At 34.0% G+C, this 16,764-nt stretch carries 15 protein-coding genes and 1 other RNA gene; 9 read left to right on the top strand and 7 right to left on the bottom strand.

Annotated features, from left to right (window positions below; all coding sequences use genetic code 11):
- Positions 1-22 precede the first annotated feature (22 nt).
- On the top strand, positions 23-2,044 hold the full coding sequence (locus AB3210_RS01195) for an AAA family ATPase (RefSeq protein WP_264377341.1): 2,022 nt from the start codon (positions 23-25) through the stop codon (positions 2,042-2,044).
- Positions 2,045-2,056: 12 nt separating this feature from the next.
- Here AB3210_RS01195 and AB3210_RS01190 read toward each other — a convergent pair whose 3' ends face one another.
- Positions 2,057-3,166, bottom strand: a complete 1,110-nt coding sequence (locus AB3210_RS01190) for a hypothetical protein (RefSeq protein ID WP_264377340.1) — start codon at positions 3,164-3,166, stop codon at positions 2,057-2,059.
- Positions 3,132-4,328, bottom strand: coding sequence for a hypothetical protein (locus AB3210_RS01185; RefSeq protein ID WP_226079480.1), 1,197 nt, complete (start codon positions 4,326-4,328; stop codon positions 3,132-3,134). The genes AB3210_RS01190 and AB3210_RS01185 overlap by 35 nt, the downstream gene beginning before the upstream one ends.
- Positions 4,329-4,646: 318 nt before the next feature.
- On the opposite strand from AB3210_RS01185, the gene AB3210_RS01180 reads away from it, so the two are divergent.
- The 7 genes from AB3210_RS01180 to AB3210_RS01150 all read left to right on the top strand — a co-directional run bounded on the left by AB3210_RS01180 (position 4,647) and on the right by AB3210_RS01150 (position 11,387).
- Complete coding sequence (locus tag AB3210_RS01180; RefSeq protein ID WP_264377371.1) at positions 4,647-6,278, top strand: recombinase family protein; 1,632 nt, start codon at positions 4,647-4,649, stop codon at positions 6,276-6,278.
- On the top strand, positions 6,208-7,674 hold the full coding sequence (locus AB3210_RS01175; protein ID WP_367363646.1) for a YifB family Mg chelatase-like AAA ATPase: 1,467 nt from the start codon (positions 6,208-6,210) through the stop codon (positions 7,672-7,674). Before AB3210_RS01180 ends, AB3210_RS01175 begins: the two co-directional genes overlap by 71 nt.
- A gap of 146 nt (positions 7,675-7,820) precedes the next feature.
- The gene (locus AB3210_RS01170) at positions 7,821-8,276 is read left to right on the top strand and encodes a hypothetical protein (RefSeq protein WP_410541906.1); all 456 of its coding nucleotides are present in this window, start codon (positions 7,821-7,823) and stop codon (positions 8,274-8,276) included.
- 233 nt (positions 8,277-8,509) lie between these two features.
- Positions 8,510-9,694, top strand: coding sequence for a cell division protein FtsZ (ftsZ, locus tag AB3210_RS01165; RefSeq protein ID WP_052264784.1), 1,185 nt, complete (start codon positions 8,510-8,512; stop codon positions 9,692-9,694).
- Complete coding sequence (locus AB3210_RS01160) at positions 9,694-10,092, top strand: EVE domain-containing protein (RefSeq protein WP_019236656.1); 399 nt, start codon at positions 9,694-9,696, stop codon at positions 10,090-10,092. The genes ftsZ and AB3210_RS01160 overlap by 1 nt, the downstream gene beginning before the upstream one ends.
- Positions 10,086-10,544: an rRNA maturation RNase YbeY gene (gene ybeY, locus AB3210_RS01155; RefSeq protein WP_052264785.1), complete on the top strand. Its 459-nt coding sequence runs from the start codon at positions 10,086-10,088 to the stop codon at positions 10,542-10,544. The genes AB3210_RS01160 and ybeY overlap by 7 nt, the downstream gene beginning before the upstream one ends.
- A 54-nt stretch (positions 10,545-10,598) precedes the next feature.
- Positions 10,599-11,387 carry a succinate dehydrogenase iron-sulfur subunit gene (locus tag AB3210_RS01150; RefSeq protein ID WP_052264786.1) on the top strand — a complete coding sequence of 263 codons (789 nt, stop codon included), beginning with the start codon at positions 10,599-10,601 and terminating at the stop codon, positions 11,385-11,387.
- A 3-nt stretch (positions 11,388-11,390) separates the two neighbouring features.
- Here the strand turns inward: AB3210_RS01150 and AB3210_RS01145 are convergent, their stop codons facing one another.
- The 4 genes from AB3210_RS01145 to AB3210_RS01130 form a co-directional block, all read right to left on the bottom strand.
- The gene (locus AB3210_RS01145; RefSeq protein WP_052264787.1) at positions 11,391-12,527 is read right to left on the bottom strand and encodes a hypothetical protein; all 1,137 of its coding nucleotides are present in this window, start codon (positions 12,525-12,527) and stop codon (positions 11,391-11,393) included.
- A 35-nt stretch (positions 12,528-12,562) separates the two neighbouring features.
- Entirely contained in the window at positions 12,563-13,354 is a 792-nt protein-coding gene (locus AB3210_RS01140) for a GNAT family N-acetyltransferase (protein ID WP_007302011.1), read from the bottom strand.
- A complete protein-coding gene (locus tag AB3210_RS01135) occupies positions 13,344-13,769 on the bottom strand; it encodes a phosphatidylglycerophosphatase A (RefSeq protein WP_007302012.1) in 426 nt (141 codons plus the stop codon). The genes AB3210_RS01140 and AB3210_RS01135 overlap by 11 nt, the downstream gene beginning before the upstream one ends.
- A gap of 76 nt (positions 13,770-13,845) precedes the next feature.
- Positions 13,846-14,823: an NAD(P)H-dependent glycerol-3-phosphate dehydrogenase gene (locus AB3210_RS01130; RefSeq protein WP_007302013.1), complete on the bottom strand. Its 978-nt coding sequence runs from the start codon at positions 14,821-14,823 to the stop codon at positions 13,846-13,848.
- Positions 14,824-15,146: 323 nt separating this feature from the next.
- Between AB3210_RS01130 and AB3210_RS01125 the strand changes: the two genes are divergently transcribed.
- Positions 15,147-15,917, top strand: a complete 771-nt coding sequence (locus AB3210_RS01125) for a response regulator transcription factor (RefSeq protein ID WP_007302014.1) — start codon at positions 15,147-15,149, stop codon at positions 15,915-15,917.
- Between the two features lie 355 nt (positions 15,918-16,272).
- On the opposite strand, the gene rnpB is transcribed toward AB3210_RS01125, so the two are convergent.
- Positions 16,273-16,621, bottom strand: an RNA gene (rnpB, locus tag AB3210_RS01120) — RNase P RNA component class A.
- Between the last annotated feature and the right edge of the window lie 143 nt (positions 16,622-16,764).

Genomic DNA, 16,764 nt, shown 5'->3' with positions numbered 1-16,764 from the left:
TTTATCCACAAAAACCGACACTATGCTAGAGCTAAAAACTCAGCTTTTGCAAAACATCAGATCTTGTCTTTTTCATCTTTTACCAAGAGGGACATTTCGTGGTGATAAGTTTTATGTAGGTGATGTACAGGGTAACAAGGGCAAAAGTACTGTAATAGAGTTAACAGGCGAAAGAGCCGGATTATGGAAAGATTTTGCAACTGGAGAAGGTGGTGACATTATTGATCTTTGGGCAACGGTACACGGGAAGAATGCGAGAATAGAGTTTCCTGAAGTAATGCTCTCAATAAGTGAATGGCTTGGAAAAACCAACTTCAAAGAACAGAGAAATTTAGAACAATACTTAACTTGTAGTTGGAACTACTACGATGAAAATAACCAATTGATTGTAATAGTCTACCGTTATGATCCTCCTTTAGAGAAAAAACAGTTTAAACCATTTGATGTTAAAAAACAAAGATTCAAAGAGCCAGAAATAAGGCCACTCTACAACATTCCAGGTATTTTAAAATCTGATAAGGTTGTTCTGGTTGAAGGAGAAAAATGCGCAGAAGCACTTATAGAGAAAGGAATAACTGCAACAACAGCAATGTTTGGAGCAAATGCGCCTATTGATAAAACAGATTGGACTCCGCTTAAGGGCAAGCATATTATTATTTGGCCAGACAACGATGAAGCAGGTAATAAATATACCAAAAACGCTGAAAAGAGACTTTTAGAACTTGGTGTTGCATCACTTGCTACGCTTAAGATTCCACCGAATAAACCAAAGAGTTGGGATGCTGCTGATTGTGTGTTAGAGGGAATAAATATTGAAGAATTTATCGAAAAAAACTCAAGAAAAATAATTATTAAACCACCACTTGATATTTTTAGCTGGAGCGTAGAGCGTTTTGTAGGCCCAGTACCAAAGCAAAGATTCTTGGTTGAAGGATTATTTCCTTTGGGTGTAACCTCCATTTTGGCTGCAATGGGAGATACAGGCAAAGGTATGCTACTTCTTGACCTAGCCCTCAAGGTTGCAGGTAGCATAGATCAGGTATGCGGATTTGGTCCACTTGTTACTGAACATGGATCTGTGGTGGTATTTTCTGCGGAGGATGATACAAATGAAATACATCGTCGCTTAGAACGACTTGATCCAAAATGCGAGAGATTGAAATATAAAGGTAGGCTATTTATTGTACCATTACCAAACATCGGAGGATCTCTTACCATACTTAAGAACGTTCGCGGTAAAGTTGTAGAAATCTCTCCAGAATTTGAGTCGGTAATGAAGCAGCTGAGCAGGATAAAGGATTTAAAGCTCATTATATTTGATCCCCTTGCTTCTTTCATTCATGCAGATTTAAATGCTGATCCAGCAGTAGGGGATTATCTCATGTGTTTATTATCTGATTTAGCATGTAGCACTGGAGCTTCAATAATTACTGCACATCATATGAGAAAGCTGAAGGGAGAAAAGCCTATATCAACAGTAGAGCAAGCACGAGATGCTATTCGAGGCACTTCTGCTCTCGTAAATGGAGTCAGGTGTTCTTTTGCTTTTTGGCCTGTTGAAGATATGACTAAACCAATGATTTTTAGGTCAATTAGAAAAATCCCAAGACAAAATGCACTATTTTATGGAGCTGTTGTTAAAGCAAATGGCCTGGCTGATCGTACCATACGCACTTACCTAAGAAATGAAGAAACAGGGCTATTGGAAGACATCACTGAACAATTAAAAGCTCAAAATATTAGCGATAAAGATCTTAAAATATATCTTATTGATTCAATTGCGCGAGCTGCTATTTCAGGACATCCATTTACTCACACAGGAAGTGCAGGAATACATAAACAACGACATAGACTGCCTGAAGTTTTTCATAGTATGGGAAGAGATAGATTAGAGCGTATAGTGCAAGAGCTTTTACAGGCAAAGCAAATAGTTAAAGGAATGGCTAATGGTTCAAAAGAGGATAAATGGCTCGATATTAAAACAGGACCATTTGCACGTGGAGTGGGAAAATTTATTCATGGAGCTGAAAAAAACTATTTTTGATAACAAAAAACTCTATTTTTTTATAGTCAAAGTAAAAGGGTTAATACGATAACCATGTGATGATCTTTGCCAACCAAGGGTTTGTATTACATCATCACGTTCAATACTTAATCCTAATTTCTCAGCCAATGTAGCTTTGATCGTTTTTTGCATCTTGTTTAATGGTTTTCTGATTTGATGTTCTAAATCTGCTTCTAAACTAAGTCCCAAGAGTTTTTCTAACTGATTAATATTGAGAAGTGTATGTTTTTCAGGTGGTAATTCTTTCTCACAGTCATGTAAAAATTGCTTGAACAATATTCGAAAAATATTAAGGCATGATGCAGCTTTTTTATTTATAACTTCAATACTATTAACATATACCATACCTTTAACTACTTGTAACTCCAAAAGTTTTGTTGGTATAATTGGTTCAACACGTTTAAGCGAAATATATGAAGCTGGTAAAACTTGCAAAGAAGTATTTTCTACCACCTCTGGTACTCCTCTTTTATCTGCCTCTTGGAATATCTCAGTTACAGTCTTAAGCTGACAAAACAGTTTCACCATTGGCACTACATATAGATTCAGCAATAGATTTGGTATATCTTTTTTTAGAGTGATGAGAACTGTCGGATGGACTCTAAGTTTATCTATAGTTAAAAATATCGCATCAGTACAAAAATCAAGGATTATTAGATTTACAATACGACCTTGATTACAAATATAATAAACTCCTTTTTCCACTTTTTCCCACATAAGTCTTGAATCATTCAACTTTGTTTCAAACCAGTCTATGATTTTCTCTATATTTAAGTATATGGATAAGAGATGAAATCTCTGTTTTTTATAAGTATTAGGCAAAATATGACGAGAACAGTTTTCACAAATAGCGTCATCACATGCTTCATCAAAGTCTGGATCGATAAAAATCTCATTGCTACAACTTGGATCAATTACATTTGGCCAATCAAGATGATCTTCTTCACGAGAGCAAACAATATAGTACCTTTCTTGCATTTTTATCAATCCAAGATCAAATAAGTATCTTGCTGCTTTAATGTGATTTTGACTTGGATTAACCCAAGAACTATTTGAACTTAAAAGATCAGCAATTTGCTCGTGAAAGGATTTTAAGACCATAAGATTGTTCCATATGTTTCTTCAGGTCCTCTCTTTCTTTTTTATTGAGCGGATGCTCTGAATAATAAATTTCCCCACTTGATTTGAAAGAAAATGTTACCTTTTTGTTTTGGAACATTACTTTAGCTGATTGAATAGATTGTAGTATGTTGCCAATAGACGGCTTTAAAATATGTAACTCTGGTGCAATAGGATCGTACGGCTTTACACTTAAAGTAAGATATGTATTACTATTTTTAAAATAATCTGACTTAAAATTTAACTCAAATATACAAATATTAGGGTCAGAACCCTCTATACATGCTTGAAGGAATTTATGCACTTGTAGTAGAAAGTTCTTATCCTGTATATTTACAAAAGTACATTCGCAGTTAAAATAACCACTTACAATACTATTTGCTATTTCCACAGCTTTATTGGTATTTTTAGCACAGAGATTAACCTTTGTACCATCAATCGAAAAATCTAAAATCATCCACTCAGGTTTATGGCCATGAACAACTTTGTTTGAATTAAGCAGTAAATCCATGTCACTTCCTCGACGTACAAACATATATATCCGATCTTGATGATGGAAAAAACCCTGCAATTGGTTTTCAAACTTCAGTATCTGCTCTACAGCTTCTTGTGACATAAATTCCTTGAATGAAGTGTTTATTTGTCTTGGTGATTTCTGTAGAGCAAATGATACGAAACCTCTCTTTTGTACTTTATCAAAGTGATAGACAGATTTTAGAAGTTCACAATTTATGTGAAACAGTAAAAATAACAAGGATCTTTTATCATACTTAGTATTATTTTTTATCAGGTACGATCTCATTAACTCTTGAGTGAGGGCAAATCTTGCTACTTCACTGACTGTAGCTTCAAGTTTCGTACGATCAAAGTAGCTAATGAGATAATAGTTAAAAAGAGAGTCAGAGTAACTGGCAAGTATCTTACGTTTTTGTTGAGTGGATCTATCATCGTAGTCTCCGTCTTGAAAAAGTTGTCCATTTAAATGATTTTTAAAGCAATGCTGAAAAATAATGCTCAGTTGTTTACCAGAAAGGGAATCTAACCAAGACTGACGTATATTAGAATCCTGAAAACGATCTAATAAAAGGTTAACAGGAACTTCTAAGTCGCTCTCCCAGAATTTATGACTTGGATAAATCTCCATAACATATTAAATAAGCCATGTTATACATAATATGATGATTTAGGCAAAGATTTTTTGGACATAATTTCTTCAAATCTTGTATATTTATTAGGGAGAATTTGTGTGAACTAGATAGCTTTCTTAAACGAGACATAAGGTGTGCATTGGTTTAGTTTAATAGAAGTCTCCTAACCTATAAAAAAATTCACAGGAAGAAAAACATGCAAAAAGGAGAGTTGGCTATTTATTGGGGTTATAAGCCTAATCGATTGGCAGATACATATCTAGCAGATGCTTATGAACAATTATTGAAATGTAAAATAAAGGAGGTGAAAGAAAATGACAACAGTAAGCTTATATGCAAGAGTTTCATCAAGACAACAAGCACAGGAGAATACGATAGAGAGTCAGATTGTAGAATTGGAGCGTCGCATTAGTAGCGATGGACATGAGTTATTAGATGAGCATAAGTTTGTCGATAATGGTTATAGTGGATCAAATTTAGAACGTCCTGGCTTAGAAAATTTACGTGATAGAGTAGCAGAAGGTAAGATTGATAAGATATATATTCATTCACCTGATCGGCTATCACGTAAATTTTCATATCAAATGATCTTACTCGAAGAGTTTAAAAAGGCTGGATCTGAAATAGTATTTTTGAATCATAAGTTTGATGATAATCCGGATTCCCATTTATTTCTACAGATTCAGGGAGCAATAGCAGAGTATGAACGTGCAAAGATTATGGAACGAAACCGTAGAGGTAAACTTCATGCGGCCAAAGCTGGGTGTATAAGTGTGATGGGTAGGGCGCCTTACGGTTATCGCTACATAGCAAAACATGTAGGTGAAGGAAGTGCTCAATTTGAGGTTGATGAAGAAGAGGCAAATATAGTGCGTAAAATATTTAGTCGGGTTGGCCAAGAAAGAGCAAGTATAGGAGAAGTTGTACATGAACTGAATAAGATACCGGTAATAACACGAACAGGAAAAAGGTATTGGAAAAGGAGCACTATTTGGAACATGTTAAAAAATCCTGCTTATATAGGACAAGCAGCTTATGGTAAAACTAGGACATGCTCAAAACCACAAGTAAAAAAATCAAAAAAAGGAACTTGTGGTAAACTTAAAAGTGGTCGCTTTAATAGTGATAAAGAGAATTGGACTTATATTCCAGTACCAAAAATAATCAATGAGCATTTATTTGATTCAGTGCAGGCACAACTAACTGAAAATAGGCAAAGAGCAAGAGTACGACAAAGAAGAGAAACATATTTATTGCAAGGTTTAATGGTATGTCAACGTTGTCAATATACTTATTGTGGTACAAACCACGTTCATAAAAAGTCGACATATTATTACTATCGTTGCTCTGGTACAAACTCTAGCAAATTCAATGGCAATAAAATCTGCGATAATAAATCAATACGCACTGATATATTAGATGGAGTTATATGGGAAGAAGTCAAGAGTATCTTGAAAGAGCCAGATAGGATTGCAAATGAATATCAACGTAGATTATCAGAGAACAAAAAACCTTTACATAATCAAACACGTGAAAAGCAAGAAAGTAAGTTAAGATTAAGTATCAAAAAATTTATTGATAGCTATGCTAAAGGGTTTATAAGCCAAGAAGAATTTGAACCAAGAATCACAACAATGAAACAGCATTTGAAAGAAATTGAAGAAGAGAAAGAAAGAACGCTTGATCAAAAAAAACTACAACAAGAATTGAGCCTTGTTACAGATAGCTTGAAAAACTTTTCCTCAAGTGTTGAATCAAAGCTTGATCAAGTGGATTGGCAGACTAAGCAAAATATTATTAGAATGTTAATTCATCAAATTGAAATCAATCACAATCACTTGTATATAGTATTTCGCATAAAAAGTCTTGCAAATTTTGATCAAAATAGCCATAATAGAATTATGCAATGTTGTACTGGCAGTCAATATTGTTGGACTGCCGGATAAAACTGTTGCAGAATCCAGAGAGCGTATCAGAGCAGCGTTAAATTCAATCAATCTTCTGTTACCTCCAAAAAGAATCACAGTTAATCTTTCCCCTGCGGATTTGCTTAAAGAAGGTAGTCATTATGATTTAGCTATTGCTGTTGGATTACTTGTTGTAATGAATGTGATACCAGTTGAAAAAGTTCAGTCTTATATAATTATGGGCGAGCTTGCACTAGACAGCAGAGTCATACCAATCTCAGGAGTACTTCCAACAGCAATCAATGCAAAACAGGCAAATAAAGGAGTAATTTGCCCAAGGGGAAATGGAGTAGAAGCTTCATGGGTAAAGAATGTTTCTATTCTAGCTATAGAGAAATTAACCGATATTATCAGACATTTTAAGGGTGAGCAGTTAATTCAGCCGGTAACTTTTAACTATAGCGCTGCACCCAAAGAAAAAAATTCAGTTCCAGATATAAAGGATATTAAAGGTCAAGTTGTTGCAAAAAGAGCAGCTGAAATTGCAGCAGCAGGTGGACACAATATGCTTCTTGTTGGACCTCCTGGTACTGGAAAGTCAATGCTTGCTAAGCGATTTATAGGGCTATTACCCGATTTGACTGAACAAGAGATGATTGATGTTAATATTATCTCTAGCATAACAAAAGCCGGTAACGAAACATTTAAAGTAACTCGTCCCTTTCGTGAACCTCATCACTCATGCTCGATGTCAGCGATGATAGGAGGAGGAAAAAATGCAAAGCCTGGGGAAATCACCATGGCTCACAATGGTGTGTTATTTCTTGATGAGCTACCTGAATTTCCAAGGCTTGTGCTTGATTCTCTACGCCAACCACTTGAAGATAGAAAGGTAACTATTGCACGTGCAAATGCTCACATTACTTATCCAGCTAATTTTCAACTTATAGCTACAATGAATCCCTGCAGGTGCGGTTATTTAGGTGATGCAAGTAGATCGTGCAACAAAGCTCCAAAATGCGGCACAGATTATAGAAATAAAATATCAGGACCTTTGCTTGATAGAATAGACATATGCATTGAAATGCCAAACGTTAGCATACTTTCTCCTGAAATCTCTGTGGAGGGAGAAAGTACCGAGGTTATAAGAGGAAGGGTGATAGCAGCGAGAAAAATTCAAACTGAGCGTTATAGTAAATTTAATATTCGTTGCAATGCAGAAGTCAGTGGTGAAGCATTAAATAAATTCACTGAACCAGATCAGGAAGGGTTAGAATTGCTAAAATACGTACTGAAAGAAAATTATATTTCTAATCGAGGCTACACACGCATATTAAGAGTTGCAAGAACCATTGCAGATCTTGCGAAAAGTGAGAAAATAAAAAGAGCACACATCGCAGAAGCGCTGAATTACAGAATAAGAATGTATAAATAAATTAATCTGCTTGACAGAAAACTTTTTTTGCCATATACTGCCATTAGTGAAATTTTAATATTTTTGGAGTAAAGTTATGAGAGGAAAAAGAAATAAAAAATAAATACAGAAGTGAAGGGCTTTGGTCAGCAGCTAAAGAAGTTCCTGTGCAAGGTTGGGATCTCGTAAAAGAACATAAAGGCAAGACAATTGGTATTTCTTTAGCAGTTATAGCAGTAGCCTCGCTTACAGCTGCTTATCTCTTAAGTCCAGCTTATGCAACTTTTGTTGGTACAGTTGGAACAAAAGCTGCAACACTTGTTAGTCCTGCTATTACTGCAATGTCTGCATTTGCAGTTGCTCATCCACTCATTGCTAGTTTGGTAGTTCTTGCTGCAGTAGCAGCTTTAATAACTGCACCTGTGTATGCATATATGAACAGTAGTAAGGCGGGTCAAATTGAGAAAGTAAAGCAAGGTGTACTTAATGCTTGTGTAAAAGAAGATGGTAATAAGCCTAAAGCTAATGGTGATAAGCTAGAATTTAGTAATGATGAAAATGTCCGTACAACATTCTTTGAGACTGTTGTCTCAGCAGTTGGGGGAGCAAAAAGCATTCTCTAAGTAACTTTGACAAAGCAAAGGGATAGGCTTCTATCCCTTTTTCACAATTTTTTTTTTGCATTCTAAGTAGTGCTGTTTGAAAGCCTGCAATTATTATACCTACTGATTAACAATGTTAAGAATAAGTAAATCTTGTTTACTGTTTGCGTATGTCAAAATGAAAAATGTTTGCATATTGTTAAAAAAGCAGTAACTTGTTATCAAGTGAATTCACTAATATTTGAGTAATTTAAATGTCAATTGACCTTAGTTTACCAGAATTACCCATATTGCACCCAAGGATTACTGTTGTGGGAGTGGGTGGTGCTGGCGGAAATGCTGTAAACAACATGATCCAATCCAATTTGCAAGGGGTAAATTTTGTCGTAGCAAATACCGATGCTCAAGCGTTAGAGAAGTCATTGTGTGATAAAAAAATTCAACTTGGTATCAACTTAACTAAGGGTCTTGGTGCTGGTGCTTTACCTGATGTTGGTAAAGGTGCAGCAGAAGAATCAATTGATGAAATTATGGAGCATATAAAAGATAGCCATATGCTCTTTATCACAGCAGGGATGGGTGGTGGTACTGGAACAGGTGCTGCACCGGTAATTGCAAAGGCAGCCAGAGAAGCAAGAGCGGTAGTTAAAGATAAGGGAGCAAAAGAAAAAAAGATACTGACTGTTGGAGTTGTAACTAAGCCGTTCGGTTTTGAAGGTGTGCGACGTATGCGCATTGCAGAGCTTGGACTTGAAGAGTTGCAAAAATACGTAGATACACTTATTGTCATTCCCAATCAAAATTTATTTAGAATTGCTAACGAGAAAACTACATTTGCTGACGCATTTCAACTCGCCGATAATGTTCTGCATATTGGCATAAGAGGAGTAACTGATTTGATGATCATGCCAGGACTGATTAATCTTGATTTTGCTGATATAGAAACAGTAATGAGTGAGATGGGTAAAGCAATGATTGGTACTGGAGAGGCAGAAGGAGAAGATAGGGCAATTAGTGCTGCAGAGGCTGCGATATCTAATCCATTGCTTGACAATGTATCAATGAAAGGTGCGCAAGGAATATTGATTAATATTACTGGTGGTGGAGATATGACTCTATTTGAAGTTGATTCTGCAGCCAATAGAGTGCGTGAAGAAGTGGATGAAAATGCAAATATAATATTTGGTGCCACTTTTGATCAGGCGATGGAGGGAAGAGTTAGAGTTTCTGTTCTTGCAACTGGCATTGATAGCTGTAACGACAATTCATCTGTTAATCAAAACAAGATCCCAGCAGAGGAAAAAATTTTTAAATGGCCTTATAATCAAATTCCAATATCAGAAACAAAAGAATATGCTTCAACTGAGCAAACAAATGAAAGAGTTAAGTGGGGCAGCAATGTTTATGATATACCAGCTTATTTAAGAAGAAAAAAATAATGCAATTTTGGCTACTAAAGTCAGAACCAAGTGAATACTCGTGGCAAAAAATGGGAAAGGAGCAGGTGACGCAGTGGAATGGTGTATGCAATTATCAAGCTCAAAATTACATGAGAGCTATGAAATTAGGCGATCTTGCATTTTTTTATCATACAGGTAAAGAGAGAGTTATACTTGGAATAGTTGAAGTATTAAAGGAGTATTATCATGTTTATAATTCCAAATTTGGACTAGTGAATGTAAAATTTTTGAAACCTTTAAGTAACCAAGTGACGTTAAACAGTATAAAACAAAACCCACTTTTGAAAAATATGGTTATATTAAAACAATCACGTTTATCAGTTTCTCCAGTTTTAGAGACTGAGTGGAATGAAATAATAAGGATGAGCGAATGTTAGAAGTGAGCATTCTTGATAAGAGGTGGCATAGTATTACGAAGGACCCACAGAGTTTTGTATTAAATATTATTAATGCTTCTCTAAAAGAATTAAAAATAGATCATTATAAACCAAATATATCAATAGCTCTCGCTGATGATAACTTGCTACATCAACTTAATCTTAAGTTTAGAGAAATAGATAAGCCAACTAATGTACTATCATTTCCATGCGAACAGTTATCTAGTGAATGTGATCTAGGAGACATAGCAATTGCAGTAGATACAATAGAAAGAGAGTCTCATGAGTACTGTATATCTATCCTCACTCACACTGCACACATGTTAGTTCATGGATTGCTGCATTTACTTGGCTATGATCATGAAAAAGAAGATGAAGAAATTATAATGAAAAGTTTAGAGAGCAAGATTTTAGCTTTGCTTGAATTTGAAAAGGAAAAGTATGGTAGATAATACCAAAATATGTTATTTACAAAAAAGGGGTTTTAGCTGTAAAAGGTAAGCAATATGGTTCATTTTTCTTTACCAAAAAATTCTAAAGTTAATAAAAAGGGCAAGGTTTATCCTACTCCTACTGGAGCAAAAAATATTAGAAGATTTCAAATTTATCGTTGGTCTGCTGATGATGATAAAAATCCAAGAATAGACACATTTTTTATCGATATGGATAATTGTGGCCCTATGGTACTTGATGCATTAATAAAAATAAAGGATGAAATAGATTCAACCTTAACTTTTAGACGCTCTTGCAGAGAAGGAATATGCGGATCTTGTGCAATGAATATTGATGGTACCAACACTCTTGCATGCACTAAATCTATACATGATATAAAAGGTGAAGTAAAAATATATCCACTACCTCATATGTATATAGTAAAGGATCTAGTTCCAGATCTAAGCCAATTTTATGAGCAATACAAATCGATTAAACCTTGGTTACAAACAGATAAATCTGCCTTACAAAATAAAGAATACTTTCAATCTCCTGAAGATAGAAAAAAATTGGATGGTCTGTCTGATTGTATACTATGTGCTTGCTGTTCGACTGGTTGCCCAAGCTATTGGTGGAATGGTGATAAATTTTTAGGGCCAGCGGTATTACTACAAGCTTATAGATGGATTGCTGACAGTCGTGATAATAAGAAAGAAGAAAGACTTGCTTCTTTAAACGACCCATTTAAGTTGTATCGTTGTCATACAATAATGAATTGTACAAAAACCTGCCCGAAAGGGCTTAACCCAGCAAAAGCGATAGCGAAAGTAAAACAGCTTATGGTAGAGAGAGAAGGAATTTGAGTGTTATTTCTGGCACTCTTCGTAAGAAAATAGTAGACCCTCTGAAGCATAGGGTATTGTTAATACTCTAAACGTTCTTCCATTCATGAAATGTATTGTTTCACCATATGATTCCAGTAATCTTTTAAACAACTCATGTCTTTGATTATTAATAGTTTGAAAATCCTTTTTTCCTAAAAGCTTTTTAGATTCAAATAGGTGAAGCATAATCTCGTGATAAGTTGGATAAGACTCCAAAAATTTTGGATCAAACTGAAAAGTTTTTATAAAAGCATTATTATAAAATTTTAGCTTTTGATTCTTACTATATATCGCTACAGCAATCGATAGCTTCTCAAGCAAACTTTCTTGTGCAGCTAAACAATTGCTTAGCTCAGTATGTAATTTTTTTTCATCACTAATATCTTTTCCATACATTACTATGCTATTAGAATTTTGCATTGGAACTTCAACAAAATTAAAAACCTTAGGTTCGTTCTTGTAAGTTATTACACACTCTCCTGGTTTTACGTTATAGGAGCCACTTGCAACAGTAAATTTTTTAGAGCTGCCTATATATTTATCATAAAATAAGTTATAAAACCTTACTTTTTTATTCTTATTGTACTTCAGTATTGGAAATGGTAAAGAGTCAAAAATTTTTTTATAGTTCTCCAATTCTCGCATAAGCTTACTATTTTCTAACTCAAGTTCATTAGCTTTTATCTTATAATCGGAGATATTCCTTATCCATAACAACACACCAATCACATTATTAGAATAATCTATTATGCTTTTACCATAACATGTGCAATAAACCTCACTGTCTTTTGACTTTAAATCTAGAGTAAAAGATTTATTTATTTCCTTTGCCTCAGCAAAACTTTTAATTAAGCTTTCTGATTGCTCAAAAAAATTTACAAACTCATTAAATGAATAAAAAACAGTATTAAGCAAAATTAGTAAATTGGGAGAAAATTTTTCTATACGTTTTTTTGCGTCCCAAATATAAAATCCATCATTCACAGTATCTATTAAATTATTTATGATAACATTTTGATGTTGTAAGTCCTTAATTTTATTACTAATTTTTAATTTAGAATATGAGAAAAAGAAGAATACTAGAATTAGTAGTAAAACTATTTCATACAAAAAAAACATAGTATTCTAAAACAAATATAAAAATTTGTAACCTCTCAGCAAAGAGATTGTACTGAAGAGGTATATAAGTGAAGATTGCCCAATACCCTAAAGCCTAATCTCTTATAAAGGTTTACAGAAGGTTTCATGCAATGTGCTACTATGTATTTGCACTCAAATTGCCTAGCTATCTTTATTCTTTCTAGAACCATTTGAGTTCCTATTCCACGACCCCTGTAAATTGGTAAAACTCCATCGCTATAAAAACCAGCTATGCTGTCTTGAATATAAAGACCGCATGTTCCAACAATTTCGTTATTTAGCATTACAAGAAAAAATCTTAACCTTGAGCTCTTATCATCATAATTCGATAATTGGCGAAAAAATGTGCTAACAATACTAATTCTATGATAAAAAATTTTAGAAGTGTGTAAATCTAATTGCTCTAAGAGCTCACTACTATTTACAACATTGAACTTCAAATTTGGAACAGCATCATCAGGCAAAAAATAATCTTTTATATTGAGTAAAACTTTTTTTGGTGCGTTAACGTGTTTTATTTCGCATTTTTCTAAAATACCCCCTATTTTTATACGTGGACTTATTATCCATGTTGCTTCTATATTTCGTGCTTTGAGATAATCTAGAGTTCTGCATATGGAAAGCTCAGTACATTGATCTTCACAAAACACAAAATTAAATAACGATTCTCTGGTACCATTTACTGTAAATATAACATTATCAAATTCGTCATGTATTTCCCACTTGGACAAATTCGTTGCATAAAGTATATAATCCTTTAGGTTCTGAATAATTAAGCTTGAATAACAAATTTTTTTATTCTGCATAAATCAACAATAAACAATAAAAGGCTCCTATAAAAACAAAGGCTAAAATTGCAGCTACAACATCATCTAGCATAATACCTAAAGGACCTTTTGTATTTTTATCAATCAAATTTATAGGCCACACTTTTATTATATCAAAAAACCTAAAGGAGAAAAAGCACACCAACAATACAGAGCTATTCATTTCTTGTTCTAATAATATTGAAACTAGAAGTACTGTCAGCAATTGACCAACTACTTCATCAATTACTACCTCTTTTGGATCATGCGGAGCTTTGTAATGTTGTATATAATTGCCTGTAGACCATAATCCAACTAAGAATAAAAAAAAAATAATTGCTGTACCTAAAATTCTGTCATTGAGTAATATAGGAACAATTGGGTAAGCAGCCAAGCTGCCTATAGTACCTGGCATGTGTTTTACCGTGCCAGATAGCCACCATGTTGATATTAATTTATATAAAAATTTCACAATATACCGAAATATAAAACTAATTTACAAGAACAGAAATAGTATCTTCTATAGAAGTATTTTCATATAGCAATCTATAGATCGCTTCACATATGGGCATTTTTATCTTTAGCTTTTCTGCTAAATCAAATGCAGACTTAGCAGTGTTAAAACCTTCAATTACCGACTTACCTTCTGATAAAATCTGCTGAGCACTAGAACCATTACTATTAGCTACTTTAGATCCAAAAGATAGATTTCTTGAATTTAATGATGTGCATGTCACAACCAAATCGCCTAAGCATGCTGGTCCAAGTAGTGTATTTATATCTACATTGCCGTCACCAACTTTTGCTGAGTATAAAGCCTTAATTTCACTCATACTTTTCGTAATTAATGCTGCATGAGCATTAAACCCAAACCTACCTAGAACAACCCCACATGCTATAGCAAAAACATTCTTTAACGCTGCACAAACCTGTATTCCTATAACATCGCTACTAAGGTACAATTTAATATTTTCTTGCTGTAGCTCTGATACTAATTTTAAACCTAATACTTCATTTTGACATGCAAGAACCATCGAATATGGTAATTTTCTTGCAACTTCTATAGCAAAGCTAGGACCAGAAAAAACAGCAAGAGGATTATTAGGTAAAACTTCATTGACTACTTCACTAGGTAATTTTAATGTAGATTTTTCTATTCCCTTACAAGCCAAAATTATTGCTACATTTTTTTTTAGGTTACAATCATTCAATTGATGACATATCTCCCTTAGAGACTGAGTGGGAACAGCTAGAATTATTACTGAAGCATTCACTGCATCTTCAATAGCTAATTTTACTGATACATTATCAGAAATTGGACAATCAGGTAGCTTGTCACTTTCTCTTTTCTCTTTAATTGATTCAAATATGGCCTTATTGCGAGTCCACAAAATTACATTTTTCTTACCACTTAATGAAATCGCAATTGCTGTACCCCATGCGCCAGCACCTAAAACTGATATTACCACTCAATATTCCTGAAAGTATTACTTATAATTTAAAACTGTAGAATAAGTAAATTAAAAATATAACATAAAAGTATAAAATAGTTTAAATATCTATTAACCTAAGTATTCTTTTAATAAAAATAGCTTCTATTCAATATTTACTAAAAATAGTATTATTATAGTATATCTATTGTATTTTAGATCTATTTGTATAATTTTGGAACGACACATTAACTATTAATTAATAAGTGTAATTTCTATTATTCATTAATAAAAATTTGATTTGTTACTTTCCTTGGTTATATATATTACTAAAATTATAAATTATTTATGGGGTGTAAAATATGCGTATATTATTAATTGAAGATGATCAAGTAAGTGCAAGGACTGTAGTTAATGCCTTAACTTCTGATGGACATTTTTGCGACGTTGTTACTTCTGCACAAGATTATAACAATAATATGGTTTCCTCGGGTGGAGACTGTTACGATCTAGTTATTCTAGATATACACCTGCCTGGTGATATTGATGGATATGATATACTGTTAAGATTAAGAAGTGCAAAAATCAAAGTTCCTGTTTTAATACTTTCGTGTATCTCCGCTGCCAACCATAAAGCTAAAGGACTTGGGTATGGTGCCGACGATTACTTAACCAAGCCATTTCACAAGAGCGAATTATTAGCTCGAATTAAGGCCATAGTACGACGTACTAAAGGCCATCCCGAATCAGTGATAAAGATTGGTAATATGAATATCAATTTTGATCACAGGATTGTTGAGGTAAAAGGCAAAACAGTTCACCTTACTAACAAAGAGTATTCCATGATAGAATTGCTGGCATTGCGTAAAGGAGCAGTGTTGACAAAAGAAATGTTTTTAAACCATCTTTACAATGGCTTGGACGAACCTTCAGACAACAAAATAGTTGATGTTTTTATGTGTAAATTACGTAAAAAACTTGAAAGTGCAAATGACGGAATAAGCCACATAGAAACCGTTTGGGGTAGAGGATATGTTCTAAAAGAGTATGTTGACGATGAAGAATACTCTAGTGTTAATATAAGCGAAAGCAGTAGTGACTATCAAGCAGAACAAGTCAAGGACAGCGCATGAAATGCTTTATTTACTTGTTGATTGAAGAAGCGAAAAGGTAGATTTAGTAAGATAAAAACTAATCCTAAAAGTGAGGTAACGTGGTCAGTCTTTTAGAACTTTACAAAGATTTGCAACAAAAGATAGAAAAGTTGGAAGCGGAGCTAAAAAGTTATAGGTAAGAAAGTAAGGCTTTAGAGATAGAGAATGACTAGTTAAAGGAAAAGCTCGGTTAAAATTCAAGCTTTGTTAAGTTCAAAAGGAAATAAAATAAAGAGATAAGCCAAGAAGTAAAAGGAATATAGGTGGTCAAATTGAGCGTACAGGGTATGTGAAATGTTTGATACATTTACATAGTATGGCTGACATTCATGCATTGCCTAGGTGAAATATAAGCCGAGTTCTGTTTATGTAGCTATTTATCTGGAGTAAATGTTACCATTTACTTCGTGCGATTTACCCGAGTAGATATGAGAAAAACATAAAATCTACTTCTATTTAATCTTGCTCCTAGTGTTGGTTACTTGACTACCAATGTTGCCATTGTTATGGTGTGCTCTTACCACACCTTTTCACCCTTACCTAATAATATTTAGGCGGTAATTTTCTGTAGCCCTATAACTGGAGTTACCTCCGGCGGGCGTTACCCGTCACTACCTTTTCTTGGAGCTCGGACTTTCCTCTGCTGTGTTTATCACACAACAGCAGCTACTTATTGCACCTAGGAATTATACTTTAACATTAAAATCATAAAAGCAAAAGAAAATTTCCTAACAGTCTACATACTAAAAACATTCAGACAAATAGCTAAAGGTGATATTCCGGTACATCATCGCTATCCCAAGATAAGCTTTTTTCACTTTTAGAC

It is taken from the genome of Wolbachia endosymbiont (group B) of Scrobipalpa ocellatella, assembly GCF_964188425.1.
Classification (GTDB): domain Bacteria; phylum Pseudomonadota; class Alphaproteobacteria; order Rickettsiales; family Anaplasmataceae; genus Wolbachia.
This window is presented reverse-complemented; position numbering and strand designations above follow the sequence as displayed.